This is a genomic window from Streptomyces sp. NPDC051582, from assembly GCF_040681715.1.
In the GTDB taxonomy this organism is placed as follows: domain Bacteria; phylum Actinomycetota; class Actinomycetes; order Streptomycetales; family Streptomycetaceae; genus Streptomyces.
Genome location: NZ_JBFAZJ010000056.1, coordinates 1 through 24,386, shown reverse-complemented (window position 1 = coordinate 24,386; position 24,386 = coordinate 1). Strand labels below are relative to the sequence as shown.

The window sequence follows — 24,386 nt, the reverse complement described above, 5'->3', positions numbered from 1 at the left end:
GTCGGCGGGGTCTGGTGCGTGCGATCGCGAGGCGGAGGAGGGAATCGACGCGGAGCGTCGGTGACCGACGACAACGCGGCGAGCGTGCGTGCCAGGCCCCGCCGACCAGACGAGACTTTGACGACACGACCTAGGGGGCCGGCACCTGCCCGGGGCGCAGGTGGCCCGCTCCGCCGTAGGTACGGGCGAAGGCCTCGCCCTCCGGGCCCGGAGCCGCCAGAAGGGCGACCCGTTCGCGGCGCAGCCGCAGCCCGAAGGCGGACTCCGCCGCGTCACCCGGCGGCAGGTGCAGCAGGTCCAGGAGCCGGTCGGAGAACTCCTGCGTCCTCCAGGCGGCCTGGTGGCGGCGCCGGTCGTAGCCGGCCAGGGCCTCCTCGTCGCCCTCGCCGCCGCCTTCGCGGTGACAGCGCAGCAGGGTGTCCGCGAGGTCGGCGACATCGGCCACCGCCAGGTTGAGCCCCTTCGCCCCCGAAGGCGTCAGCACGTGCGCCGCGTCCCCGGCCAGCAGCAGCCGGCCGGCCCGTACGTGCTCGCGGACCCGGCCGCGCAGCCGCAGCATGCCGACCTCGGTCACCGCGCCCGGCTCGGGGTCCCCGGCCGCCAACTGCAGGCGCAGCGACAGCTGCTCGCGGATGCGCGCCTCGGTCCAGTCCGCGAGGTCGGCCTCCGGCGGGACCTGGAGGTAGAAGCGGGCCAGCCGGGGCGTACGCGGCATCATCCCGGCGAAACCCGCCTCGTGGAGCGCGTACCGGATGCCGTCCACGGAACGGTCCACCTCGGCGAGCACGGTCAGCCAGTCGTACGGGTAGCGCCGTTCGACGGCTCCGGCCGCGTCGGCGGGGAACGCCCGCGCGACCGTACTGCGCGGGCCGTCGCAGCCCACGACGTACTCGGCTTCCAGGACGTCGTCCGGGCAGCGGACGAGCGGTCGCGGTCCCGAGGTGTCCACTTCGAGCACGGGGCAGTCGAACCGCACCGCTCCGCCGCTCTGTTCGAACGAGGCGATCAGGTCGCGCACCAGGAACTGCTGCGGATACACCCAGTGCCCGGCGCCGCCGGAGAGGTCCCCGTACGGGATGCGTATCCGCTCCCCGAGGCATGCGAACTCGCACCACTCGTGCCGGCCGCCCTCGGCCAGCAGCCGGTCGGCGAGCCCGTGCTCGCGCAGGTACTCGACGACCCGGTGTTCGATCAGGCCCGCCCGGGCCTGCTGCTCGACCTCGGACCGGCTGGAGCGTTCCCGGATCTCGACCGAGACGCCGGCCCGGTGCAGCACGTTGGCCAGGACCAGTCCGGCCGGTCCGGCGCCGACGACGGCCACCTGTACGCGGCGGCGGGGCGCGGTCACGACCGGCCCGCCCGGGCCAGGGGGGCGCGCAGCGTGGCGGGGACGACGTCCGGGTTGAACAGCTCGGTGACGGCGGCCAGTGGCTGCTCGCCGTGCCACAGGAGGTACGCCTTGTACGCCGCGGGCACGCCTCCCCACGTGTGCAGGCCGACCTCGACTATGGTGCGGCGCTGTCCCGTTCCGACGGCCTGGAGCATCCGGCCGATCGGCGCCGTCGGGTCGGTGAGGCACTGTTCGGCAGCCGCCGACAGGCCGGGCCGGGCCACGACCACGTTCCGCGAGAGGTCCGTCCCGTTCGCGGACGCCAGTACGGAGCGCCGCTCCAGCAGGACCTCCTCGGACCCTGCCTTCAGCAGCTCCGCCCAGCCCTCGGGAGCCTCGGCCGCGCCGACGAGGCGGTGGCTCATCCGCCGGACCGATACGGCGGAGCCGACCCAGGCCTCCAGCAGGGGGGTGGTCAGCCCGTCGGTGCCGAGCAGCAGTCGCGTACTGGTGTGGGCGAACCGGTCGAGCTCCTCGCCGGTCTCCCCGGTTCCGGTGGCGGCGAAGCCGTCCGGGAGGGCTTCCGGGGACCGAGGGGATGGCAGCGTGAGCGTGGGCATGGCACCTCAGGGCAGTAGGTGGGAGGACGTGAGCTTGATCCAATTCTGGTACGCCTCCTCGGCCCGCCGGCACGTGCCCCCCCCTTTGGATCGTCCAACTCCCTTCAGGGAAGCGGCGATCGCTCCCTCTCAGGCCGGTAGGCACCGCTCCGTTTCTGCTCGCTCCGCGCGGGACCGGCCGACGGCTCGGTGGTGGGGTGCGGCGCCGGGTGCGGGGGCGCGGGCGCGGGCGCGAGCGCGGCCGCGGGCGGGGTGAATTCGACGGCTGACAGGCGTTCGCGGGAGACGTGGTCGAGCAGGACCACCGAAGCGGCTTCCCGTACGGCGGCCGGGCCGTCGAGGCGGAGGGTTTCGAGGAGTCGGGCAAGGCCCTGCCGGTGGCGCGCGAACACGCGGCGCGAGGCCCAGCGGGCCCGCGCCTGCTGGCCGGCCAGGGCCTCGGCGGCCCCGACGTCCAGCAGGACGACGTGCAGCTCACGGCCGCGGCGCCCCGCCGTCCGGGAGAGCCACCGCCGCATCCAGGTCCGGCTGCCGCAGTCGTGGACCAGCAGCGGTCCCCCGGAGCGGACTTCGGCGTACAGCCGCCGGAAGTGGCGGAGCCGCGCCCACGGCCGGTACACCGCGTACGGCAGCCAGGCGGGCATCATCGCCTCGCAGGCGACGTGGGAGGCCCGGGGATCGACGACGGGCGCCACGACCGACCAGCGGCGGAGCAGGGTGCTCTTGCCGCTGCCGGGCAGTCCGGACACCACCACCACGGCGCCCGCCGGGTACGACATCAGGACCGGCCCCCCGGCCTGTCCCCGCAGGTCCACCAACCCGCGCGGGGACATGACCGGTCCGGCCGGCGCCTCGTCCCCGGCGCCGACGGCCTTCTCCCCGTCCCTCACGTCCACCGCGAACACGCCGGTCACCTCTCCCCATGTGCACCCGACAGGGAGCAGTCGCCGTGTGCTTGCTTCGCCCGTGCGGCGGAGCGCGCAGGGGAGCTCACGCCTCCCTGCGGCGGCGCCGGACGGCGAAGACGATCCCGACGATGATGGCGATGACGAGCAGGACGACGAGCACGGTTCCGATGAGAGCGGCGGTTCCCAACTTCTTGAAGAAGCTCTTCTTCTTGCTCTTCTTGCTCTTCTTGTCCTTGCCCTTGCCCTTGTCCTTCTTGCTGCCGCTGTCGACGAGGGTGGCGGAGTCGGCAGCCGAGTGCCGGAGCCGGGTGGAGGGCGCCTGGGCCGGCGCACCCTGGGGTGCGTGCCGCACGGCGGCCGCGGGTGCGGCCTGGGTTTGAGCCTGGGCCTGAGCCTGGGTCTGGGCCTGAGCCTGGGTCTGGGCCTGCGGACTCAGCAGCAGCCCGGCCAGCACGAGTACGGGTATGGCGCGGGCGATCCAGCGACTGGTCACTTGCTTCTTCTCCTCTGACCCGTTGTTGCGTCCACGATCATCGCAGGCCGGTCGACCGCCCTTTACAGCGGGCTTACATCCACCCGGCGCCGAGACGAGCATCCCGCCGCGCCACCCTCATGTCCATGCCGGCCGGGGGCCTACTCCTCCCGCTGCCCGCCTTCCAGCGCCTGAACCAGTCGGGGCAGGTGCCCGCCCGCCACGACGAGGGCCAAGTGGTCGTGGAAGTCCCGGCTGGAGACGATCAGACCGTCGCGGACGCGCAGGACCTGGATGTTGGCGGCCTCGAAGGTCCGCCCGGTCACCCGGTGGCGGACCTTGTAGTCCCACTCGGCGACGACCACCTCCGGGTCGTCGGTCTCCCGTATCACGACGTTCTCCGGGGTCAGTTCCACGGGCGAACCGGCGGCGACTTCCGCGAAGCGCTCCTCGACCACGGCGCGGCCCTCGAACCGGCGCGGCCCGACCGGCTCGAAGACGGTCTCCACCACGGTGTCTTCGGCATAGAGCTCGGCCAGCTCCGAGTAGCGCCCCTCCCCTATACGCTCCAGCAGCGTCCGGGAAACTTCTCGCGGTGACGGCGTTTTGGGCATGGTCGGCCTCCGGCGGGATCGGTCACTAGAATCGGACCAGCGACTCCGTTTTCGACGATACGGACTGGCGACTCCGGTTGTCCAGTGGTTCGCGCCGGCCGGCGGCAGGGCAGAGGAAGGCGGAAGAGGGATGAGTGGCGCTCAGGAACGCCCGCTGCGGGCGGATGCGGCCCGCAACCGGGCCAGGCTGCTCGACGTCGCCACGGAGGTGTTCACCACGCGCGGCGTCGGCGTACCGACCGAGGAGATCGCCCGGGCCGCCGGGGTCGGGGTCGGCACGCTCTTCCGGCACTTCCCGACCAAGGAGGCCCTGCTGGAGGCGGTGATGGTGCGCCGGCTGGAGGAGATGGCGGCCATGACCGCGCGGCTGGCCGACCGGACCGACCCGGCCGAGGCCCTCTTCGACTGCTTCCGCCTGGTGGTGGAACGGTCGGCGGGCAAGAACGAGTTCGCGCATGCGCTCGCGACGGCCGGTGTGGACGTGCACGCGGCGCTGCGGGCGCCGACCGAAGACATCCAGGCCCGGCTGGCCGGCCTGCTGTCCGAGGCCCAGCGGACCGGGGTGGTCCGCCCGGAGCTGCGCCTGCCGGAGCTGCTGGCCCTGCTGGTCGGTACGGGCGCCATGCTGGAGCAGCTCGGCAAGGACGCGGCAGCCCGGGAGCGCATCTTCGAGGTGGTCTTCGACGGCCTGCGCCCGCACTGACCGGCCCCGCCCCCGTGGGCTCAGGCTCGGGGCCGGGTGGGGGCGAAGACCTGCTTGACCAGGGTGTCCAGGGCCTGGGGGAAGGACCGCGCAGGGTCGGTCGGGGCGTCGCCCGTGGTCAGGCCGGCGGTCAGGGTCTTCGTCCCGTCGGGCGTGCTGTACATCAGGGCCCCGTAGCCACCGGGGGCGCCGCCGTTGTGGTGGTAGACGGTGCCGCCGTGGTCGGGGCCGAGGTCCTGGACGAACAGGCCGAGGCCGTAGCCGAGTTCCCCGTACGGCGTGCGCATCTCGGCGAGCAGCGGGGCCGGCAGCAGCTTTCCGCCGTTCAGCGCGGAGAAGAAGACGTGGAGGTCCCGGGTCGTCGACACCGCGTCACCGGCGCCGAACAGCATGGAGGGGTTCTGCCGGGAGACGTCGGCCACCTTCCACTCCCCGGCGTCCTGGTAGCGGTGGTAGCCGTGCGCGTGCGGTGCGGGGAGCCCCGATTCGCTGTCACCGAGTGCGGTGTCGCGCAGTCCGAGGGGCCGCAGGATGCGGCGGTGCACGTCTTCGGCGTACGAGCGGCCGGCGATCCGCTCGATCAGCAGGGCGGCCAGGGTGTAGTTGGTGTTGGAATAGCCGAAGCCCGTCCCCGGCTCGAAGCGGGCCGGCCGGGACAACGCCAGCGCCACGAGCTCGCTCGGGTCGTAGGTGTGCAGGCGGTTGTCGAACCACTCCTTGCCCGTGGCGGGGATCCCCGCCACGACCGTGCCGTCCTCGTGGTACTCGCCGGTGTAGCTGAACAGTCCGCTGGTGTGCTGGAGGAGCATCCGCACCGTGATCCGCCGGTCCACTGCGAGCTCGGGCAGGTGGTCGGCGACGGGGGCGTCCAGCCCGGTCCGCCCCTCGGCCACCAGTTGCAGCACCACCGTCGCGGTGAAGGGCTTCGCGACGCTGCCCGCCCAGAAGTGCCCGTCCGTCGGGGGCTTGGCGCTCCCGCCCAGGGTGCGCACTCCGGCGCTGCCGACCCACTCGCCCCGCTCGTCGTGCACGCGCATCTGTATTCCCGCGAAGCCGGCGTCGACGAACGTCTCGATGGCCTTCTGCAGTTCCGGGCGATCCGGCGCTTCGGTGTCGAACTTCTGCATGGCGGGCTCCCGTTGCTTGCGACTGGTGTTTCCGATGAAGGAAAAGCTACGTAGCGTTCATGAATTGCGCAACGACTTCGTTGCGAAATGGACACGTAGTTGCAGGTAGAGCACTGGATATCGTTGCAACGGCCTGATTTTTAACGCAACGTCAGCTGTCCCGTCCGTTGCATTGGATGAGTGGTGAACGCTATGCTGACATGCCGGGGAACCGTGGAAGAGGAGATTGCGATGCCGGGAGGCAGGCTCACCCAGCAGGAACGCCAGCAGATCGCGCTGGGGGTGGCCGACGGGCTCGCCTACGCGGAGATCGCAAGACGTCTCGAACGCCCCACCTCGACGGTCACGCGCGAGGTGATGCGCAACGGCGGCCCCACCGCGTACCGCGCCGATCTGGCCCACCGCGCCACCGAACACCGCACCCACCGGCGCCGCAAGGCCGCCCCCCGGGGATCGGGGACGTCCGCACAGCCCCACGGCCGCGACGCCGAGGCGGTGCGCGAGTACGAGGAGGTGTTCGCCACCGTCTTCATGCAGTCCGGGCTGCCGAAGATGACGGCCCGGGTCCTGGCCGGCCTCTACACCACCGACGCCGGCAGCCTCACGGCCTCCGAACTCGCCGCGAGCCTCCAGGTCAGCCCGGCGTCCATCTCGAAGGCGATCACGTTCCTCGAAAGCCAGGGCCTCATCCGCCGCGAGCGCGACGAACGCCGCCGCGAGCGCTACGTCGTGGACGACGACGTCCTGTACCAGTCGACGATGGCCAGCGCCCGCGCCACCGCCCACCTCGGCGAGATCGCCCGGCAGGGCGTCACCGTCCTGGGCCCCGACTCCCCGGCCGCCGCCCGCCTGGAGAACATCGCCCGCTTCGTCGACTTCATCTCCGAGAGCATCATGCGCGCCGCGGACCATGCCCGCGAGATCCTGCACGCGAAGCCCGAAGCACCCTCGGACGGCAGGGCCTGAGCGCGGGGCCGACGCGGTCGGGCACCTGTGCGAAGGCTTCAGCGGCCCCCGCGTTCGAGGGCGGCGACCTCGCGCACGGAGTCCGCGATGGCCCGGAAGTCCTTCTTCAGGATCGCGCCGTGGTTGCTTGCGACCTTCGCGCCGAGCCGGATGTTCGGGTTGCGCTCGAAGACCGGATCGAGGCCGGCGCGGATCTTCTCCTGCTCCTCGCCCTTGCTGCCGAAGGAGGTTCCCGAGGCGAGCACGTACCGCACCGGGACGGTGATGCCGTCCAGGACGGGGCCCAGTTCGCGCTCGCGGGAGAGCCTGCCGAGCTCGATGTTGCTGTCCGCCTGTTCCTCGGCGGTCATCCGAGGGGTCAGGCCGGTCGGGCGCAGCAGCGGGGCGAACCAGCCGATCCGCCGGAACAGCTTCCGGATCCGCTGCTCCATGGCCTCGTCGAGCCAGTCGTACGGGGCCGCGCCGTCGACCAGGACCGCGCCCACGGCACGCTCCGGGTTCCGGCCGGCCCAGTGCGCGGCGACGACCGCCCCGTAGGACCAGCCCACCACCAGCGCCCGGTCCACGCCCCTGGCGGCGAGGACGGCGTCGACGTCGCGGACGGCGGCCTCGAAGGAGTAGTCGGCGGAGCGCCCGGACTTCTTGCCGCGAGCGCGCTCGTCGTACGTGATGTGCCGCCAGTCCGGGCCCAGTTCGGCGATGACCCGCCCCCAGTACCCCTGGGTGGCGAACTGGCCGTTGAGGTAGAGCACGGGGATGCCGGGACCGCCGGTGTCGGTGACGGCCAGTGCGGTGTCGTCGATCGCCACCATGCCGGTCCATGCCGAGGTGCTGTTGTTCGTCATGACGGGTGCTCCTTCGCAGGGGGGTGTCGGGGTCAGAGGGTGCGGGCGGTGATGTCGCCGTAGGCGGTGGTGGCCCGGATGTCCAGGACGGCGGTGGCGCTGTCCGCGTTGCCGAGCGAGTTGTGGATCCGGCCGTACGAGGTGCCGGCGTCCAGGGAGGCGGACACGCCGCGGGCGGCGCCGACCTCGATGTCGCCCGACTGGGTGCCCAGTACGACCGCACCGCGTACCGCCTCGTTGATCCGCAGGTCGCCCTTCCGGGTGCTGATGTCGGCCGGGCCGCCCAGGCGGCCGATGGACACGTCTCCGGCCTGGAGGACGATGCGGGCACCGGCGGTCTCGTCGATCTTGACGACGCCCTGTGCGCCTTCGAAGGCGATGTCGCCGAGCCGCCCGACCCCGCGGAACTCGACCGCGGCCGTCTTCGCCTCGACCCGGGAACCGGCGGGCAGCCGGAGGGTCACCTCGACCGACCCGGAGGGGCCGAACATCCGGTGCTCGCCGGCCGGGGTCCCGACCCGCAGGACCCCGTCGGCGTACGCGACCTCGACCTCCTCGGCCGCCTTCACGTCGCGGCTCTTCGAAACGTTCGCGGGCCGGACCTCGACCACCGTGTCGGTCCGGTCGGCGGCGATCAGCTGAACGCGTCCCGCGGCGACGTCCAGGACGACGGTGATCGGGGCGGTGGTGTCGAACTTCTGCATGATGGGCTCCTGTTGCTTGCGCTTGCTGTTTCCGATGAAGGAAAAGCTACGTAGCGTTCACAGATCACGCAACGACTTCGTTGCGCAAGATTGACATCAATGCAGGTCAGAACCCAAATATCGTTGCAACGGATATGACTTTAACGCAACGTCAGCCATGCGTTCGTTGCATTGGATGATGAGTGAACGCTATGCGCGGATGCCGGGCGTCAGCGGAGGGCGGCCGCCACGAGGCCGCGGATGTGCGTCCATGCAGGTCGTACGAGGAGCTCCCGGAGTTCGGGGTGGTGCACGCTCTCGATGGCGCACGCGTAGCGGGCCAGCGAGCGGCGCCGGCCCTCGCCCGTGAGGCGCTGCTCCACGAAGGCCGCGATCCCGGCCACCGGTTCCTCGACGGTGCGCGGCACCGGCACCTCTTCGCCGATCGCCTGCAGTTCCGCCCGGTCCAGGGCGACCAGGCGCCGGACCAGCGCGGTGAGCAGAGCCCGGCGGGTGCGGAAGTAGGCGGACGTGGTGCCGGGTGACAGGTTGGCCGCCCGGTCCACCGCCCGGTGCGTCAGTCCTCGGATTCCCGCTGCGGCGAGGACGTCGAGGGCCGCATCGGCGTGGGCAGCAGACTGCGCGCACAGCTGTTCCCGGAGCACCCCGGCCCCGCCTACAGCGGGTCCACCGTGCTGCGCGCCGTCACCGAGCGTCCCGTCGAGGCGGCCTCCGACTCCGAGCTGACCTGGGGAAAGGGCGCCGAGTTCGGGCACATCGCGTTCGCCGACGGCCGGGCGGAGTGGCACGCGGTGCTCAACTCCCCGCCGGGGGTGCGGCATACGGACCCCCTGACCGAGATGCGCCGCCGCTTCGGCGACTGGCACGACCCGATCCACGCGCTGCTGGTACTCGCTACCGAGCCCGGCGTCGAGGCAGCGCTCGCCCTCTACGACGCCGAGCGCCGCCCGCGCAGCCAGTCCGTGGCACGGGCCGGCCGGATGGGCCAGCAGCTGGCGCATCCCCTGGCCGTGGCCGGACGCAACGGTGCCCTGCGGCTGGCCCCGGCCGGCGTGACCGTACGCGCCGTCCTGCGGCACGCCGACTGGACGCCGCCGGGCCTGCCGGGGCGGGCCGGGGCCTGACCGGCGCTACGGAGCCGGCCTGCCGACCCCGGTTCCCAGGGCCCCGGCCACCAGGGCCGTCAGCTGCTCCTCACGCCCCTGCAGGTAGAAGTGGCCCCCGGGGAACACCCGCGTGGTGAACTCCGCCGTGGTCGACTCGCCCCAGCTCGCCAGCGCCTCGGGCGGGCAGCTGGTGTCCCGGTCTCCGCCGAACGCGGTGACCGGGACATTCGTGCGTGCGGGCTCGCGGACCCCCCGGTAGTCGGTCAGCAGGCGGATGTCGGCGCGCAGCGAGGGCAGGAGCAGCTCCCGCAGCTCGGGTATGTCGTACGCCTCGGGCTGGGCGCCGCCCTGCCGGCGGGTGTGGGCGATCAGCGACTCGTCGTCCAGCGCGGGCAGGTCCTCGCACTCGCGGTGCGGGGCCGACGCCCCCGAGACGAACAGGTGCACGGGGGCGGCGTGCGGAGCCTGCCGGGCGAGCCGCAGGGTGGTCTCGTACGCGACGAGCGCGCCCATGCTGTGGCCGAAGACGACGGTGGGCAGTACGGGCAGTGCGGCGAGGGCCGCCGCGGCGGCGCCGGCGATCTCCTCCATCGTCTCGCTGCACGGCTCGGCCAGCCGGTCCTGGCGGCCGGGGTACTGGACGGCGAGCAGTTCGACTGCGGCAGGGAGGTGGCGGGCCCACCCCTGGTAGGCGTTCGCGGCGCCGCCGGCGTGCGGCAGGCAGACGATGCGGGCCCGGGCGGGCTGCGGGGCCGGGGTCCCGGGGACGGTGAGGCGCTTGAGCCACCGCGATCCGTCGGCGCCGCCGTTGCGCGCCGCAGAAGTGGCGTGCCCGTACCCCATCAGCCGAGCTCTCCGCGCTCCACGCAGAACTCGTTGCCCTCGGGGTCGGCGAGGACGACCCAGCCGCCGCCGTCGGGGCGGGTCCGGTCGGCGATCAGCCTGGCGCCGAGGGCCTGCACGCGGGCCACCTCCTCCTCGCGGGTGCGGCCGTGCGGATTGAGGTCGAGGTGGATCCGGTTCTTGGCCTCCTTGCCCTCGGGGACGCGTACGAACAGCAGGGTGGGACCGCCCTGCGGGTCCTCGATGACCGCCTCGGGGTCGCCCGGCTTGTCGTCGTCGGCCAAGGGGCGGCCCAGCAGATTGCTCCAGAACAGGCCCAGGTCGTACGGGTCGCCGGTGCAGTCGAAGGTGATCGTGCGGATGCTCGGGTACATCGTGGCTCTCCGTGGCGCTCGGGGGCGGGTCGGCCGTCCGGCCGGGCGCCGGACACCCCCCAGGATGCCCCGGCCGAAAACGCGACGCGGGCCCGGGGTGGGGCGGGCGCCCTGCGCCGGCCGGGGCCTTCGCCCCGGCCCTGCCAGGGGAGTTGAGCGTCAGGGCCGTTTGCCGGCTCCGGCCCCTGCTCCGGCCCCTGCTCCGGCCCCTGCTCCGGCTCCGGCCCCGGCCCCCGCCCCCGCCCCCGCCCCCGCTTCGACCAGTTCGACGATCGTCTCGATGCCGAGGGCGTACGCCGGGACCCCCGCGGTGATGAGCGCGGTCTCGGCGACGCCGATGAGGTCGGCGACGTCGGCGCCCGCGTGCAGGGCTCCCCGTGCGTGGATCCGTGCCGGATCGGCCCTGCCGAGGGCCAGGAGCTGCCCGAAGTGGACGAGTTGCTGTACGCGCCCGCCGAGCGCGTTGTCCGTCAGCACGACGTGCCGCAGCTCGGCGAGCGCCTCCTCCGCGTGGAGCCGGCCGTGGGCCAGGGCCAGGCCCAGGCGGGCCTCCACACCGGCCGGGACGGCGCCGAGCGTGGTCCGGTGCCGGTCGCGCACCGCCTCGGCGCGCCGGGCGAGCTCCCCGTCCGTCCCCGTCACGACGCCACCCGCGCGATCGCCGCCCGGACGGTCTCCAGCGCTCCCGCGGGAAAGTCCACGGCCCCGCCGATCGCGGCGGCGGCGAGCTCCGCCCCGGCGCTCTCCTCGATGGCCACCACGAGGTGGGCGGTGTCCGCCGGGTCGGGGCCGAACACCAGCAGGCCGTGGTTGGCCAGCAGGACCGCGGCGGTGGTGGGGCTCTGCGTCAGGGCGTCGACGACGCCCCGTACGGACACGTCCGATCCGCGCGGCCCCCACGGCACCACCGGCACGTCCTCGGCCTGGCCGAAGCGCAGCATGGGCTCGGTACGGCAGGGCAGCGGCCGGTGGGCCACGGCGAAGGCCGTCGCCGAGGGCGAGTGGGTGTGGATGACCGAGCCGACCTGCGGGCGGGCCCGGTAGACGGCGCTGTGCATGGCGATGATCTCCATGCTGACGGAGCGCAGTTCCCCTTCGAGGACCTGCCCGTCGAGGCTCACGGTCGCCAGGTCCTCGGGCCGCAGACCGCGGACGAAGCCCGGGGTCAGCATGAAGCGCTCGGCGTCGAGCCGGACGCTGAGGTTGGCGTGGCCGGAGTGCGACATCACCCCGGCCTCGAAGAGCCGCCGGGAGGCCTCCACCAGCTGGTGGGCCTCGTCCCGGACCGGGCGTGCGTCGGTGGTCGTGCTCATGTCTTCGTCTCCCCATGCCGTGGCCGGCGGCCCCGGATGGGCGGCCGTCCCGTACGCGGCCCACTCTTCAACTTGAACTAAGGTTCAAGTCAAACGTCGGCGAACAGAGGGAAGAGGCGGGCCGGACGTGCGCATGACCATCGGGCAGCTCGCCGGGGCCACCGGGGTACCCGCTTCGGCCATCCGCTACTGGGAGCGCCACGGACTGCTCCCCCAGCCCGAGCGGCAGAGCGGGCAGCGCCGCTATCCGGCGGGCGCGGCGGAACGGATCGTGCTGCTCCGCAAGTGCCAGCAGGCGGGCCTGACCCTGGCCGAGATCCGCGAGCTGCAAGAGGACCAGCCGCGCCGGCAGGCGATGATCCGCGCGAAGGTCGCCGAGATCGAGCAGCGCCTGGTCGACCTCGACCACGCCCACCAGCTGCTCACCCACGCCCTCCAGTGCAGCAGGACGGACATCGTCGGCTGCCCGAACTTCCGGGAGCAGATGGCCGCGTGGCGTGCGCCGTCCTCTCCGTGACGGCTCCGCCCGAACACCCCTTGAAATCGAAGTGCGCTCCGTCCGGTTCATTGAGAGGCTGCCCCCCAATGAACCGTGAACAGATTTCCGAAATCGCCCACAGCAACCACCCGATCAAGGCTCCGCTCGGCGACGAGTCCGTACGCCGGCTGCTGGACCACGCGCTCCCGCGCGGCGACGAGCGCGTCCTCGACCTCGGGTGCGGCAGCGGAGAGTGGCTGCTGAGGGCACTGGCCGCCAAGCCGCTCGTACGCGCCGAGGGCGTGGACATCTCCCCGGAGGGCCTGGCGCTGGCCGGGAAGGCGGCGCGCGAGCGCGGCGTCGAAGAGCGCCTGACCCTGCACCGCACGGAGGCCGAGGCCTTCACCTGCGCGCACCCCTTCGACCTGGTCCTCAGCGTCGGGTCCACGCACGCCTTCGGCGGCCTGCTCCCCACGTTGGCGGCGGCCCGCGAACACCTGGCCCCCGGCGGCCGCGTCGTCGTCGGCGACGGGTTCTGGGAGCGCACGCCGTCCCCGGAAGCCGTCGACATGCTCGGCGAGTTCGCCGACCTGGCGACCACCGTGGACCGGATCGCCGCCGACGGCTGGACCCCCGTCGAGGCGCACGTCAGCTCGCGCGCCGAGCTGGACGCGTACGAGTGGTCCAACTGGGGGTCCCTGGCGTCATGGGCCCTGGACCACCCCGACGATCCGGACAGTTCCCACGTGCTCGACAGGGCGAACACGCGCCGCTCCGAATGGCTGCGCACGTACCGGGAGACCTGGGGTTTCGTCACCCTGGTCCTGCGCCGGACGCCCGGCCGGTAGTACCGCGCTCCTCCTTCGCGGCGCGTCTTCGCCGTTGACGTCCGCGGCGCCGCGGGTGCGGTATACGTCCTGAGGGGCTTATCCGATGCCCGGCGAAGGGAGTGGTTGCCGTGGAGCGTACGGCCTGCTGTGTGGTGGGAGGCGGGCCCGCCGGAATGGTGCTGGCCCTGCTGCTGGCCCGGGCCGGGGTGGAGGTCACCGTGTTGGAGAAACACGGTGACTTCCTGCGCGACTTCCGGGGCGACACCGTGCACCCGTCGACCCTGTCGCTGCTGGACGACATCGGCCTCGCCGAGCGGTTCGCCCGGCTGCCGCAGCGGCGGGTGACCTCGGTGCAGCTGCCCATCGGGCCCGACCGTACGCTCGTCACGGTCGGGAACATCGGGGCGCTGCACGGCAAGTACAACTACATCGCGATGGTGCCGCAGTGGGACCTGCTCGACCTGCTCGCCGACGAGGCGGCCAAGGAGCCCTCCTTCCGGCTGCGCATGAACACCGAGGCCACGTCCTTCCTGATGGAACGCGGCCGGGTCGCGGGCGTGAAGTACCGCACGGCGGACGGCACCACCGGTGAGCTCAGGGCCACGCTGACCGTGGCCTGCGACGGCCGCGGCTCCTTCGCCCGGGCGCTGCCCGAGCTGGGGCTGGAGGGCTTCCCGTGCCCGATGGACGCCTGGTGGTTCCGGCTGCCGCGCCACGAGAGCGACCCGAGCGGGCTCGTGGGGGGTCTGGGCGAGCGGTTCTTCAGCGCGCTCATCGACCGCGGCGACTACTGGCAGTGCGCGGGGCTCATCCCCAAGGGGACCGACGCCGAGCGCCGCGCGGAGGGCCTGGACCGGTTCATGGCCCAGTTCACGGACGCCGTCCCGTGGCTGGCCGACCGGGCGCACTCCGTCACTTCCTGGGACGAGGTCAAGCTGCTCGACGTCCGGCTGGACCGGCTGCGCCGCTGGCACCGGCCGGGGCTGCTGTGCATCGGCGACGCCGCCCACGCCATGTCGCCGGTCTTCGGCATCGGCATCAACCTGGCCGTGCAGGACGCGGTGGCCGCGGCCCGCCACCTGGTGCGCCCGCTGCGCGAGGGGACGGTGGGGCTGCACGACGTACGCCGCGTCCAGCGCCGCCGCATGCCCACGACGGTGGCCACCCAGGGCATGCAACGCCTGGCACACGCCCAGGTCATCGGGCCGCTGATGGCCGGCGAGGCCCCGTTCGGCCATCCGCAGCGGGCCAAGCGGCTGACCGAGCTCGTCACCGACTCGCGGTGGCTGAACCGGGTGCCGGCCTACTTCATCGGGTACGGGGCGCTGCGCGAGCGGCCGCCGGCGCAGTCGCTCCGCGGCGGCTCCGCGGTGCGGGAGGTGTCATGAGCGAGGGGCCGACCCTTCTCCCGTACGGCGACCCGGCCTTCCTCGCGGACCCGTTCCCGCTGTACCGGCAGCTGCGCGAGGACGGCCCGGTGCGCCGGGTCGTCATCGCGGGGGCCCTGGAGGCCTGGCTGGTCACCCGCTACGAGGACGGGCTCGCGGCCCTCTCCGACGCCCGCCTCAGCAGCGACGTGCGGGACGCCGCGGACACCCGGCTCCTGGAGCAGCTGCCCGGCACGGAGCGGGAGTCGATGCTCGGGAACATGCTGCGCAGCGATCCGCCCGACCACACGCGGCTGCGCCGCCTGGTCTCCAAGGCGTTCACCGCCCACCGGGTGGCCGGGATGCGGCCGCGCATCCAGGCGGTCACGGACCGGCTGCTGGACGCCGTGGTGGCGGCCGGGAGCGCCGACCTCGTCGCGGACTTCGCGCTGCCCCTGCCCGTCACGGTGATCAGCGAACTGCTCGGCGTACCGGTGGACGAGCGGCACGAGTTCCAGCGCTGGACCGACCGCATGCTCATGCGGGGTGCGCAGCCGCCGGACCCCGCCGTGGTGAACGAGGCGTGGCGGCAGATGCGCGCGTACGTCACCGAACTCATCGCCGCCAAGCGGGCGGAGCCCGGCGAGGACCTGCTCAGCGCCCTCGTCACCGCCCGGGACGAGGAACGGCGGCTCTCCGAGGACGAGCTCGTCGCGATGGTGTTCCTGCTGCTGGCCGCCGGCTACGTCACCACCGTCAACCTGATCGGCGGCGGCATCGCCATGCTGCTCGCCCACCCCGACCAGCTGGAGCTGCTGCGCTCCGACCCCGCCCTGCTGCCGGGCGCGGTCGAGGAGTTCCTGCGCTACGACGGCCCGGTCAGCCCCGGCATCGCCCGCTTCGCGCGGGAGGACGTGGAGATCGCGGGCGTGCGCGTCCCGCGCGGCGCGACCGTGCTGATCGGCTCGGCCGTCGCCGACCGCGACCCGGGCCGGTTCCCGGACCCCGACCGCCTGGACATCACCCGGGCGGACAACGCCCACCTGGCGTTCGGGCACGGGATCCACTACTGCCTGGGGGCCCCGCTGGCCCGCCTGGAGGGGCAGATCGCCATCGGCACCGCCCTGCGGCGCCTGCCGGGCCTCGCCCTCGCGGTCCCGCCGGCGCAGATCCCCTGGCGCCCCGGCGGCCTGCGCGGGCCGCTGGCCCTGCCGGTGACGTTCACGCCGGGCGGCGGGTAGCGGGCAGCGGGCAGCGGGCAGCCCGGTACCGGGCGGTTGTCACCCACACGGAAAACGCTTGGACGGCGCGGAGGCCGTCACGGGAGACTGCCCCTTCCGTAATCGAGCGACTACGTAGGGTGGCCATGAAAGAGTCCGCATCACGAGGAGGTCCGCCCGGAAGAGGACCGGTGGTCCTCGCACTCCGCTACTACGGGCGGGAGTTGGCACGGCTGCGCCGGCTGACCGTTCCCGCCATGCTGCTGCCGGCCGTCGGAAACATCGGCATCAGCTACATCGCCCCGCTGGTCGTCGCCAAGCTGGTCGGCCGCATCGCAGACGACACGGCCGGCACGGACACGGGCCTCGGCGCCGCGCTCCCGTACGTCCTGGGGTTCGCCGCCGTCCTGCTGCTCTCCGAGGGCGCCTGGCGCCTCGGCCTGCACTGCCTGAACCGGGTCGACGCCCTCGGCATCGAGCGGCTGTACGTCACCGGCATGGACGAACTGTTCGCGAAGGACGCCGCGTTCTTCCACGACAACTTCGCCGGGTCGCTGACCAAGCGCGTGCTGAGCTTCGCCTCCCGCTTCGAGGAGTTCGTCGACGCGCTGACCTTCTCGGTCGTGGGCCGGTTCGTGCCGCTGCTGTTCGGGTCGGTGGTGCTGTGGCGCTACGAACCGCTGCTCGTCGTGGCGCTCCTGGCCATGATCGCGATGACCGGGATCTGCGTGTTCCCGCTCGTGCGGCGCCGCCAGGCGCTCGTGGACCGGCGGGAGGAGGCGATCGCGCGAGTGTCGGGGCACGTCTCCGACAGCCTGATGAACATGGACACGGTCCGCGCGTTCGCGGCGGAGGAGCGCGAGGCGGCCGAGCACCGGTCCCGGGTCGCCCACTCGCGCGCGCTCACGCTGCGGTCCTGGGACTACGGCAACCTGCGCATCGACACCGTCGTAGCACCGATGTCGGTGGTGACCAACGCGCTGGGGCTGCTGATCGCCGTCACCGTGGCCGGGGGCGGCGGGGGCGGGCACGGGGTGGAGGCGGTCGTGGTGGCGTTCACGTACTTCTCCAACGCCACCCGGATCATGTTCGAGTTCAACCAGATCTACCGCCGCCTGGAGAGCTCGATGACGGAGGCGGCGCAGTTCACGCAGCTGCTGCTGACGCCGTCGGCCGTACTCGACCCGCAGTCCCCGGACCCGGTGCCCGAGCCCTCGCGGGCCGGCGAGGTCCGTTTCGAGAAGGTGGACTTCGCCCACGCGGGCGCGGAACCGCTCTTCGAGGGACTGGACCTGGACGTGCCCGGCGGGGCGAAGATCGGCCTCGTCGGCCGCTCCGGCGGCGGCAAGACCACGCTCACCCGGCTGCTGCTGCGGATGACGGACATCGAAGGGGGCCGGATCACGATCGGCGGCCGGGACATCAGCAGGCTGCGCCAGCGCGATCTGCGCGGCCTGATGGCGTACGTGCCGCAGGACCCGGCGATGTTCCACCGCACCCTGCGGGAGAACATCGCCTTCGCCCGGCCGGGCGCGAGCGAGGCCGAGATCCGGCGCGCGGCGCGGGCGGCGCACGTCACGGAGTTCGCCGACGCTTTGCCCGACGGCCTCGACACGATGGTCGGCGAGCGCGGGGTCAAGCTCTCCGGCGGGCAGCGCCAGCGGGTGGCGCTGGCCCGGGCCATCCTGCGCGACGCGCCGATCCTGCTGCTGGACGAGGCGACCAGCGCCCTGGACTCCGAGAGCGAGATCCTCGTACAGGAGGCGCTGTGGCGGCTCATGGAGGGGCGGACGGCCCTCGTGGTCGCGCACCGGCTGAGCACGGTGGCCCACATGGACCGGCTCGTCGTACTCGACCGCGGCCGCATCGTCGAGCAGGGCACGCACCACGAGCTGCTGGCCTGCGAGGGCACGTACGCGAAGCTGTGGCAGCACCAGTCGGGCGGCTTCCTCGACGAGAACCCCGCAGCCGCTTCACCCCCCTCGCCGCGTCAGGGGGATTCCTGGAGGTAGGCGGCGATCAGGGCGAGGTCGTTGGAGACGGAGAGGATCTCGCCGAGGTCGGCGGTCGGGGTGGCGGCGCCGGTGACGCCCGCGTAGAAGGGGTCGAAGCGGCCGCCGCCCTTGTCGAGGTAGCCGGCGATGGTGATGCCGCCGACGGCGAACCGGTCGTTGAGGGTGTCCCCGCCGACGGCCGCACCCGTCTTCGCGAACACCTTCCCGCGCGCCGGGCAGCTGCGGCAGTTCTCGGCCAGCAGGCCGTCGACCCCGAGCACGGGCAGCGCCTCCCGGAAGAGCCGCGCGTCCGGGGTGCGCTGCCAGTACGCCAGCATCTGCACGAGCGCCCGGGGCGTGGCCCGGTCGTTGGGGTTGCCGCCCCGGCCGTCCATGAGCTCCACCTGCTTGCGGTCGACGCCGGCCCGGTCCAGGAAGTCGGCGAGCACCGGGAAGCCGTTCTCGCACTGGGTGCTGCCGGCGCTGACGGCCATCAGGCAGATGCCGAGGTTGGCGCCCAGGTTGTGGCTGACCTTGAGGATGAGCTTGGCGTACTGCTCGTACGGGGGCGAGGTGTACGCGGCCACCCGCGGCCGGCCGTCGTAGTCGCGCGGCAGCCGGCCCGCCGGGTTGGGGCCGGCCGGATCCGCGGTGACCCGTACGCCGGCCCGCGCGAGGGCCTCGATCAGCGCGCTGCGGCCGAACGCGGCCGGATCCGTGACGGGCGCGGTGCGCAGCAGCGGCTCGGCGTCCGCGGCGATGGTGCCGGAGAGCCGGATCCGGGTGCCGCCGTCGGTGGTGGTCACGGTGATGTTCGTGGGCTTTCCGGCGGCGACGGTCTTGACCGTGGAGGTGACGGCGTACGGGGCGACCTTCGGCCGCCAGTCCAGGCGGGCGTCGGCGCCCGCGCGGTCCCCGGGCGTGCTGAGGAGGTCGATGAGGTTGTCGTTGACGATCAGGGGGGTCGGGGTGGGGTCGAGGACCGGGTCGGGGGCGAAGAGGCGGCTGTCGACGACGACGTCGCCGTCGACGCGGGTGATGCCGGAGGCGCGGACCTGGCGGGCGAGCCGGTCGATGCCGGCGAGGGGGTTCTCGGGGGTGAGGGTCGCGCCGGGGAAGTCGTTGGCATAGGTGTGGTCCAGGTCGGTGTACGCGACGGTGCCGTCGGGGCGGGTACGGCCGCCGAGGGTGAGGTCGCCCTGCGCGACGAGGTCGAGGTCGCCGGTCAGCGTGGCGCCGGTGCGCTGCCCCACGGCGTAGACGGGGGTGACGAAGCGGTGGTCGGTGCCGAGGGTGCGCCAGGTGCCGGAGACGGAGAAGAGCTTCGCGGTGGAGCCGGGGATGAAGAACTGCCCGGGGAAGAGGCTGTGCAGCACGCTTCCGTCGGCGGGCCCGGTCTGCAGGAGCCCCCACTGGGCGTGCCGGTACTCGGGCTTGCCCATGATCTCGGCGATGCGCGGGTCGAGCGCGGCCTGGGAGGGCGAGGGGGCGGGGGTGGCGGTGGGGGTGGGGGCCGGGGCCGCGCGGGCGCCCGTACCCGAGGCGAGTCCCACGAGCAGGAGGGCCGCGCAGGCGGCGGCCGCCCGGCGCCGCAGCGCCGCGGCGCGTATCGGATGTCCCACAGCGCGCTCCGTTCGTCGCGGCTGCCATCTCCCGAGGCCTGCGAACAGGGTGTCACGCCCGCATGGGCCCCGCACGTCACCCGACTTCCGCCCTTGCCGCAGACCCCGGCGGCTGTACGCCGACCGGGGCCACGGCTTCGACGAGTGCTGCCGGCTTCCGTTGGTCAGCGGTCGAGGAGGGAGATGCGGATGGCCCGTTCGACGTGGGCGGCGGTGTTGGCGTGGCCTTGGGCGTTGGGGTGGACGAGGGTGACGCGCTTGTTGATGGGAGCGCAGTTCAGCAGGGTGCCGGGGAGCTTGGCCGGCCAGTAGTCCCCGGCGTCGCCGCAGATTCCCTCGACCCATTTGGTGCCCGCGGGCTGGCAGGCGTCGTGGCCCACGCTGGAGGAGTAGACGTCGACGTATCGGTCGCCGAAGAACGCTGCGACCCGCTGGATCGTGCCGTTCAGCTCCTTGAGGACGCCGTCACGGAGCCAGTCGATGTCGGCGTGCTTGATCGCGCCCAGCTCGGTGAGGGAGAGGCGGTTGCAGGCACTGGCCTCCTGCGGCAGGACGGCCGGATAGCCGACGGTGATCACCTTGGCGTTGGGCGCGGCCTCGTGCACCTTGGCGAGCATTTCGACGTACTCGTCCTGGACCCTGGCGAGCTTGTCCTGGATGCTCTCCTCCCCCTCGGGAGGACTGGTGTAGTACTCGTGGCAGGACTTGCCGGGCGTCACGCCCAGTTCGAGGCACTTGAGGAGCATGCCGCCGAACGGCAGGCTGTTGCCGCCGACGCCGATGGTGACGACGTCGGTCCCGTCGCCCAGCCTTGCCCGCTGGATCTGCGGGTCCACTGCGGGCCAGCCTCCGGTGGGGGGCTGGACCGGGCTGATCGGCGTCTGCCTGACGTTCGCGATGTCGGCGATGGTGGCGTTGCCGCAGCTGACGTTGGTCAGGTGGACGGGCTTGCCGGGCGGGAACTCGTCGAGCTCCCGGTCCACGACGTCGGGGTAGGCGTTGGTGGTGCGGTCGCAGCCGTCGCGCGAGGCATCGCCGAGCGGGGGTTGCGGGACTCCGACGAACCCGCCGGCGGTGTACGAGTCACCCAGCGCGGCCCACTGATACTGATCGGCCGCACCGGCCGGGCCCGAGGGCGCGAGCGCGGACACCGCGAGCGTGAGCCCGATGGCCAGGGCCCCGGTCCGCAGGCGGGAGACGGGGCGCCGCGGGGTTCCCCCGGGACGGTCCGGCAGGGCGAGGGCTGCCAGTCGACGCATGGACCTCAAACGCATCCGCATCTCCATTCACTCACGGTAGTCGCATGACTACGGAACGAAGGTAGGCGAGGTCATGCCACAGCCCGACGGCTGCACCGGGCAAACCACCCGCGCGTGGTGTCCCGAGTCCCGCCCCCTGGCGAATGCGCCGGTAGCCGACCCGTGGACATCGACGCCACCTGCCACCTCAGGAAGTCGTCGGTCACCTGCGGGCCCGCAGCTCGGGGTGATGCCTCATGATCAGCACGTTCATGTCGCTGACGCGGGACCGGTCACCCTCCACCTGGGCCTCGAAGCGCGCGGCGACGCGCGCGGCGCACTCCGCGCACGCATCCGGCGGGACGGGCCAGCGCGGGAACTCGCTCTCGGTCGCCATCACACGGCCTCGATGTTGCCGACAGCCGTCGAGATGGGCCGAGAACCCGCCACTGCCGCAGCCTGAGGTACGGCAGCCATCGTCGACGTCCTCGGCCGCTCCCTGGACGAGCTCGGATTCAACGTGGCGCCCGGGACCGGGCCGCAGGCAGCGGCGAGCCTCATCGCCCCCCCAATCGCGGCCCCTCCGAACCGCCAGTGCGCCGCAGCCGGCCACCGCCGGAGCCGATTTCTGCGCCGTCACCCGCGCGCACCGCCGGCTCTACTGGACCGTGACCCCCGCGATACTGCACCCCGCCGTCGCAGCGCACGCGACCCTCGGTGGCCAGCTCCTCGACGCGACCACCGGTCGCACCCGCCAGACACTTGCCGCCACCCGCAGCGGGGACGCGCGGGCGGCCCTCGACCTGATCGCCCACGCGGAGAGCGTCGTCGAGGAAGCCGACGGCCGGCCCAGTCCCGAGTGGATGGACTGGTTCAGTTCGGTCCGCCTTGCCGCCTTCAAGGGCAACGTGCAGCTGACTGCCGGGCACCTGCCGCAGGCCCGCGAGACGCTCCTCCACGTGCTCGACGAACTCCCCCGTGACGCCGACAAACAGCGCACGGTCATCCTCGGGGACCTCGGCGCGGTGGAGGCCGCTGCCGGACGCCCGCAGGACGCGGCCCAGTACGCCCTTCGCGCGCTGGAGTTGCTGGAATCACACTGGTACGCCACAGGACTGGAGCGTGTCCGGGTGGTGCGGCGTGCGCTCGGCCCGTGGGAGCGCGAGCAGTACGTCCGCGATCTCGATGACCGGCTCTACGGCTGGGGAGCCGTCGTCAGCGCCCTTGCCTGTTGAACTCCGCGATCCGGGGGGACAGGTCGGCGAGGCTCTCGATGCGGAACGTCGGCAGCTCGCGGGCCTCGGCGGTGTCCCACTGGATCGTGGCCCACGGGCCCCTGCGAACGAGCGCGGTGCGCATCCCCGCCTTCGCGCCGGGCCGGAGGTCGTTGTCCACCCGGTCACCGACGTAGAGGATCTCGTCGTTGGCGAACGGCACGACGTCGGCGACCCGTTCGAAGAACGCCGGGTCGGGCTTGCTCGCGCCCCAGTCGTCCGACGTGCCGATCAGATCGACGTCGTCGCTGAAGAGGCTCCGCAGGATGCCACCCGCCCGGACCGTCTGGTTCCCTGCGATGCCCAGCCACAGACCGTCGGCGCGCAGCCCGGCCAGGGCAGGGCGGACGTCCGGGTAGAGGTCGTTCTCGTCGAAGCACTCCGGCCGACCCGCGGCGGCACGGGCATCACGCTGCTCGGTGAGGTCGAAGCCGGGGCGGAACTCCTGGAAGACCTCGCGGTAGTCACGGCCCTGTGCCACGACCGCGCCGAAGACGGCCGCGAAGGTGTGGCGGGGCACTCCGAGCCAGTCGGCCCACGTGCCGTACTCCCGGGTCTCGTCCACGAGGCATTCGCCGACATCGAACACCACAGCGCGAATCGTCATGTGGGGCAGCCTAGCCACGGCGGCGGACGCACGAAACCGGCAGCCGAGCCCGTCCGGTGGGGACGGCCGAGCGGCGGGTTTACGGCCCGGGTGTCGGGGGCGTCGGCCGGGTGAGGAGGCGGTGGAGCCAGCGGGTGCGGGTTTCGCGGGCGGCGCGGGTGAGGGCCGCTTCGGGGGCCAGGCCGTCGAAGCCGTGGTACGCGCCGGGCCAGACGTGGAGTTCGGCCTGGCCGCCGGCCCGCCAGAGGGCGTTCGCGTACGCCACGTCCTCGTCGCGGTAGATCTCGGCCGAGCCGACCTCGATGAAGGCCGGCGGGAGTCCGGAGAGGTCCGTGGCGCGGGCGGGGGCCGCGTAGGGCGGAAGGTCCCCGGCGCCGTGGCGGTCGCCCAGCAGGGCCTTCCAGGCGGTGGTGTTGGAGGTGAGGTCCCAGACGCCGAGGCCCGTCATCTGGTGGCTGGAGAACGTGGTGCCGCGGTCGTCGAGCATGGGGCAGAGCAGCAGTTGGCCCAGGGGGACGGGGCCGCCGCGGTCGCGGGTGAGGAGGGCGAGGGCCGCGGCGAGGCCGCCGCCGGCGCTCTTGCCGCCGATGACGATGCGGTCGGGGTCGATGCCGAGCTCGGCCGCGTGGCCGGCCGCCCAGAGCAGGCCGGCGTAGCAGTCCTCCAGGGGTCCGGGGTACCGCGCCTGCGGCGCGAGGCGGTACTCGACGGAGAGGACGGCAAGCTCCAGCGGGAGGGCCCATTCGCGGAGGATCCGCGGGAGCACGGACCAGGCGTTGCCCATGACCATGCCGCCGCCGTGCATGTAGTACAGCAGGGGCAGGGGCCGCCCCGCGAGCCCGCAGGGGCGGGCGCTGACGAGCGTGACGTCGGGGGAGTCCAGGGGCCCCGGAACGCGGAGCTCCGCGACCTCGAAACGGCCGTCGGCGCGGAGGTCCTCGGCCGTCGGGCGGGGCCGGGAGGCGGCGTCCCGTTCCTGCCGGGCCGCGAGGTCGTCCGGGGTGATCGGCGCCCGCGACTCCTCGTCCAAGGCTTCGAGGGCGACGGCCAGTTCGGGGTCGAAGGGCGGTACGGGCAGCCCCGTCGGCGACTGGTTTCCTTGTCCGGTGAGACCCATGCGACCCATCCCATCACACCGTCAGACGGCCGCCTTCGCCCGGCACATGACAGCTGTCATACGGCACGCGTGACCCGGGGCCCTGCCCCGAGGCCCCCCGCCCCGGCCAGACTGTGATCATCACACCGACCGCGGGGGAAGCAGCATGAACATCCTGACGAGGAAGACCGAGGACGCGCCGGCCGAGGCGATCGACGCCGGCGCCACGGCACCGGCCGACCACCGGCTGCCGATCTGGTTCTTCGGCTTCGAAGGCGTGCTCGCGGCCGCCTTCGACATCCTGAAGGCCTTCCCTTCGGCCTGGCCCGTCCTGCTGGTCCTGCTGGCCGTGAACATCACCGTCTCGCTGACGGTGATGCGCAGCCGGATCAGGCTGGCGAAGGCGCTGTGGCGCGGCAAGGACACCCGCAAGGTCGCCTTCGCGCTCATCGCCCTCCGGGTCGGCAGCCACTTCGCCCTGAACGCCCTGGGGCTGGCCGTGACCTCGGCCCTGGGCCACGTGCTCTTCGCGGTCGTCATGAGCGCGATGACGATCGGCATGCTCGCCTACTCCCAGGAGACCGCCATCCGCACCCTGACCCGCTCCGCGGCCAGGGCCCGGGCCTGACGGAAAGACACCCCCTAAAGGGTGTTGCAGAAGGTCTGTCGTGGGCGGGCCTGAGTGGCTTTTGACCTGTTGTTTCACCGTGTCATGGCGAGGTTGTGCATGGTGGC

27 protein-coding genes and 1 pseudogene are annotated in these 24,386 nt (G+C 72.9%); 10 read left to right on the top strand and 18 right to left on the bottom strand.

What is annotated here, in order from left to right; genetic code table 11:
• Nucleotides 1-130: 130 nt before the first annotated feature.
• From AB0M92_RS37585 to AB0M92_RS37565, 5 genes are all read right to left on the bottom strand, one after another.
• The gene (locus AB0M92_RS37585) at nucleotides 131-1,348 is read right to left on the bottom strand and encodes an FAD-dependent monooxygenase (RefSeq protein WP_366106874.1); all 1,218 of its coding nucleotides are present in this window, start codon (nucleotides 1,346-1,348) and stop codon (nucleotides 131-133) included.
• The gene (locus AB0M92_RS37580; protein ID WP_366106873.1) at nucleotides 1,345-1,950 is read right to left on the bottom strand and encodes a chorismate pyruvate-lyase family protein; all 606 of its coding nucleotides are present in this window, start codon (nucleotides 1,948-1,950) and stop codon (nucleotides 1,345-1,347) included. The genes AB0M92_RS37585 and AB0M92_RS37580 overlap by 4 nt, the downstream gene beginning before the upstream one ends.
• Before the next feature lie 104 nt (nucleotides 1,951-2,054).
• On the bottom strand, nucleotides 2,055-2,864 hold the full coding sequence (locus AB0M92_RS37575; RefSeq protein WP_366106872.1) for an ATP/GTP-binding protein: 810 nt from the start codon (nucleotides 2,862-2,864) through the stop codon (nucleotides 2,055-2,057).
• A 76-nt stretch (nucleotides 2,865-2,940) separates the two neighbouring features.
• Entirely contained in the window at nucleotides 2,941-3,351 is a 411-nt protein-coding gene (locus AB0M92_RS37570; RefSeq protein ID WP_366106871.1) for a hypothetical protein, read from the bottom strand.
• A 140-nt stretch (nucleotides 3,352-3,491) separates the two neighbouring features.
• The gene (locus AB0M92_RS37565) at nucleotides 3,492-3,944 is read right to left on the bottom strand and encodes a nuclear transport factor 2 family protein (protein ID WP_366106870.1); all 453 of its coding nucleotides are present in this window, start codon (nucleotides 3,942-3,944) and stop codon (nucleotides 3,492-3,494) included.
• 130 nt (nucleotides 3,945-4,074) lie between these two features.
• On the opposite strand from AB0M92_RS37565, the gene AB0M92_RS37560 reads away from it, so the two are divergent.
• Nucleotides 4,075-4,647 carry a helix-turn-helix domain-containing protein gene (locus tag AB0M92_RS37560; protein ID WP_366106869.1) on the top strand — a complete coding sequence of 191 codons (573 nt, stop codon included), beginning with the start codon at nucleotides 4,075-4,077 and terminating at the stop codon, nucleotides 4,645-4,647.
• A gap of 20 nt (nucleotides 4,648-4,667) precedes the next feature.
• Here AB0M92_RS37560 and AB0M92_RS37555 read toward each other — a convergent pair whose 3' ends face one another.
• Nucleotides 4,668-5,774: a serine hydrolase domain-containing protein gene (locus AB0M92_RS37555; RefSeq protein WP_366106868.1), complete on the bottom strand. Its 1,107-nt coding sequence runs from the start codon at nucleotides 5,772-5,774 to the stop codon at nucleotides 4,668-4,670.
• Nucleotides 5,775-6,005: 231 nt separating this feature from the next.
• On the opposite strand from AB0M92_RS37555, the gene AB0M92_RS37550 reads away from it, so the two are divergent.
• A complete protein-coding gene (locus AB0M92_RS37550) occupies nucleotides 6,006-6,740 on the top strand; it encodes a helix-turn-helix domain-containing protein (RefSeq protein WP_366106867.1) in 735 nt (244 codons plus the stop codon).
• Between the two features lie 38 nt (nucleotides 6,741-6,778).
• Here AB0M92_RS37550 and AB0M92_RS37545 read toward each other — a convergent pair whose 3' ends face one another.
• The 3 genes from AB0M92_RS37545 to AB0M92_RS37535 all read right to left on the bottom strand — a co-directional run bounded on the left by AB0M92_RS37545 (nucleotide 6,779) and on the right by AB0M92_RS37535 (nucleotide 8,918).
• Nucleotides 6,779-7,585: an alpha/beta hydrolase gene (locus AB0M92_RS37545; protein ID WP_366106866.1), complete on the bottom strand. Its 807-nt coding sequence runs from the start codon at nucleotides 7,583-7,585 to the stop codon at nucleotides 6,779-6,781.
• Nucleotides 7,586-7,617: 32 nt separating this feature from the next.
• Nucleotides 7,618-8,289: a DUF4097 family beta strand repeat-containing protein gene (locus tag AB0M92_RS37540; protein WP_366106865.1), complete on the bottom strand. Its 672-nt coding sequence runs from the start codon at nucleotides 8,287-8,289 to the stop codon at nucleotides 7,618-7,620.
• Nucleotides 8,290-8,498: 209 nt separating this feature from the next.
• Complete coding sequence (locus tag AB0M92_RS37535) at nucleotides 8,499-8,918, bottom strand: TetR family transcriptional regulator (RefSeq protein ID WP_366106876.1); 420 nt, start codon at nucleotides 8,916-8,918, stop codon at nucleotides 8,499-8,501.
• On the opposite strand from AB0M92_RS37535, the pseudogene AB0M92_RS37530 reads away from it, so the two are divergent.
• Nucleotides 8,892-9,413: pseudogene (locus AB0M92_RS37530) on the top strand (FAD-dependent oxidoreductase); the annotation flags it as partial. The gene AB0M92_RS37535 and the pseudogene AB0M92_RS37530 sit on opposite strands and share 27 nt — an antisense overlap.
• Before the next feature lie 6 nt (nucleotides 9,414-9,419).
• Here AB0M92_RS37530 and AB0M92_RS37525 read toward each other — a convergent pair.
• The 4 genes from AB0M92_RS37525 to AB0M92_RS37510 form a co-directional block, all read right to left on the bottom strand.
• On the bottom strand, nucleotides 9,420-10,238 hold the full coding sequence (locus tag AB0M92_RS37525) for an alpha/beta fold hydrolase (protein ID WP_366106864.1): 819 nt from the start codon (nucleotides 10,236-10,238) through the stop codon (nucleotides 9,420-9,422).
• Nucleotides 10,238-10,612, bottom strand: a complete 375-nt coding sequence (locus tag AB0M92_RS37520; protein WP_366106863.1) for a VOC family protein — start codon at nucleotides 10,610-10,612, stop codon at nucleotides 10,238-10,240. Before AB0M92_RS37520 ends, AB0M92_RS37525 begins: the two co-directional genes overlap by 1 nt.
• A gap of 159 nt (nucleotides 10,613-10,771) precedes the next feature.
• The gene (locus AB0M92_RS37515; protein ID WP_366106862.1) at nucleotides 10,772-11,254 is read right to left on the bottom strand and encodes a carboxymuconolactone decarboxylase family protein; all 483 of its coding nucleotides are present in this window, start codon (nucleotides 11,252-11,254) and stop codon (nucleotides 10,772-10,774) included.
• Entirely contained in the window at nucleotides 11,251-11,925 is a 675-nt protein-coding gene (locus AB0M92_RS37510) for a class II aldolase/adducin family protein (RefSeq protein WP_366106861.1), read from the bottom strand. The genes AB0M92_RS37515 and AB0M92_RS37510 overlap by 4 nt, the downstream gene beginning before the upstream one ends.
• Nucleotides 11,926-12,058: 133 nt before the next feature.
• Here AB0M92_RS37510 and AB0M92_RS37505 point away from each other — a divergent pair, with 133 nt between their 5' ends.
• From AB0M92_RS37505 to AB0M92_RS37485, 5 genes are all read left to right on the top strand, one after another.
• Nucleotides 12,059-12,442, top strand: a complete 384-nt coding sequence (locus AB0M92_RS37505) for a MerR family transcriptional regulator (RefSeq protein ID WP_366106875.1) — start codon at nucleotides 12,059-12,061, stop codon at nucleotides 12,440-12,442.
• A gap of 68 nt (nucleotides 12,443-12,510) precedes the next feature.
• The gene (locus AB0M92_RS37500; RefSeq protein WP_366106860.1) at nucleotides 12,511-13,251 is read left to right on the top strand and encodes a class I SAM-dependent methyltransferase; all 741 of its coding nucleotides are present in this window, start codon (nucleotides 12,511-12,513) and stop codon (nucleotides 13,249-13,251) included.
• A 110-nt stretch (nucleotides 13,252-13,361) separates the two neighbouring features.
• Entirely contained in the window at nucleotides 13,362-14,621 is a 1,260-nt protein-coding gene (locus AB0M92_RS37495; protein ID WP_366106859.1) for an FAD-dependent oxidoreductase, read from the top strand.
• Nucleotides 14,618-15,841: a cytochrome P450 gene (locus tag AB0M92_RS37490; protein ID WP_366106858.1), complete on the top strand. Its 1,224-nt coding sequence runs from the start codon at nucleotides 14,618-14,620 to the stop codon at nucleotides 15,839-15,841. The genes AB0M92_RS37495 and AB0M92_RS37490 overlap by 4 nt, the downstream gene beginning before the upstream one ends.
• 125 nt (nucleotides 15,842-15,966) lie before the next feature.
• Nucleotides 15,967-17,832 (top strand): ABC transporter ATP-binding protein, encoded by a 1,866-nt coding sequence (locus AB0M92_RS37485; protein WP_366106857.1) that lies wholly within the window; start codon nucleotides 15,967-15,969, stop codon nucleotides 17,830-17,832.
• Here AB0M92_RS37485 and dacB read toward each other — a convergent pair.
• The 3 genes from dacB to AB0M92_RS37470 all read right to left on the bottom strand — a co-directional run bounded on the left by dacB (nucleotide 17,811) and on the right by AB0M92_RS37470 (nucleotide 21,071).
• The gene (gene dacB, locus AB0M92_RS37480; RefSeq protein WP_366106856.1) at nucleotides 17,811-19,436 is read right to left on the bottom strand and encodes a D-alanyl-D-alanine carboxypeptidase/D-alanyl-D-alanine-endopeptidase; all 1,626 of its coding nucleotides are present in this window, start codon (nucleotides 19,434-19,436) and stop codon (nucleotides 17,811-17,813) included. The two genes, AB0M92_RS37485 and dacB, sit on opposite strands and share 22 nt — an antisense overlap.
• Nucleotides 19,437-19,600: 164 nt before the next feature.
• The gene (locus tag AB0M92_RS37475) at nucleotides 19,601-20,695 is read right to left on the bottom strand and encodes an SGNH/GDSL hydrolase family protein (protein ID WP_366106855.1); all 1,095 of its coding nucleotides are present in this window, start codon (nucleotides 20,693-20,695) and stop codon (nucleotides 19,601-19,603) included.
• A gap of 202 nt (nucleotides 20,696-20,897) precedes the next feature.
• Nucleotides 20,898-21,071: a hypothetical protein gene (locus AB0M92_RS37470; RefSeq protein ID WP_366106853.1), complete on the bottom strand. Its 174-nt coding sequence runs from the start codon at nucleotides 21,069-21,071 to the stop codon at nucleotides 20,898-20,900.
• Between the two features lie 271 nt (nucleotides 21,072-21,342).
• Here AB0M92_RS37470 and AB0M92_RS37465 point away from each other — a divergent pair, with 271 nt between their 5' ends.
• Nucleotides 21,343-21,909 carry a hypothetical protein gene (locus tag AB0M92_RS37465; RefSeq protein ID WP_366106852.1) on the top strand — a complete coding sequence of 189 codons (567 nt, stop codon included), beginning with the start codon at nucleotides 21,343-21,345 and terminating at the stop codon, nucleotides 21,907-21,909.
• Here the strand turns inward: AB0M92_RS37465 and AB0M92_RS37460 are convergent.
• Together AB0M92_RS37460 and AB0M92_RS37455 are read right to left on the bottom strand one after the other, a co-directional pair.
• Nucleotides 21,890-22,555, bottom strand: coding sequence for an HAD family hydrolase (locus AB0M92_RS37460; RefSeq protein WP_366106851.1), 666 nt, complete (start codon nucleotides 22,553-22,555; stop codon nucleotides 21,890-21,892). The genes AB0M92_RS37465 and AB0M92_RS37460 overlap by 20 nt on opposite strands.
• Before the next feature lie 79 nt (nucleotides 22,556-22,634).
• Nucleotides 22,635-23,672, bottom strand: a complete 1,038-nt coding sequence (locus AB0M92_RS37455) for an alpha/beta hydrolase (RefSeq protein ID WP_366106850.1) — start codon at nucleotides 23,670-23,672, stop codon at nucleotides 22,635-22,637.
• Nucleotides 23,673-23,817: 145 nt separating this feature from the next.
• Between AB0M92_RS37455 and AB0M92_RS37450 the strand changes: the two genes are divergently transcribed.
• Nucleotides 23,818-24,279 carry a hypothetical protein gene (locus tag AB0M92_RS37450; protein ID WP_366106849.1) on the top strand — a complete coding sequence of 154 codons (462 nt, stop codon included), beginning with the start codon at nucleotides 23,818-23,820 and terminating at the stop codon, nucleotides 24,277-24,279.
• Nucleotides 24,280-24,386 lie beyond the last annotated feature (107 nt).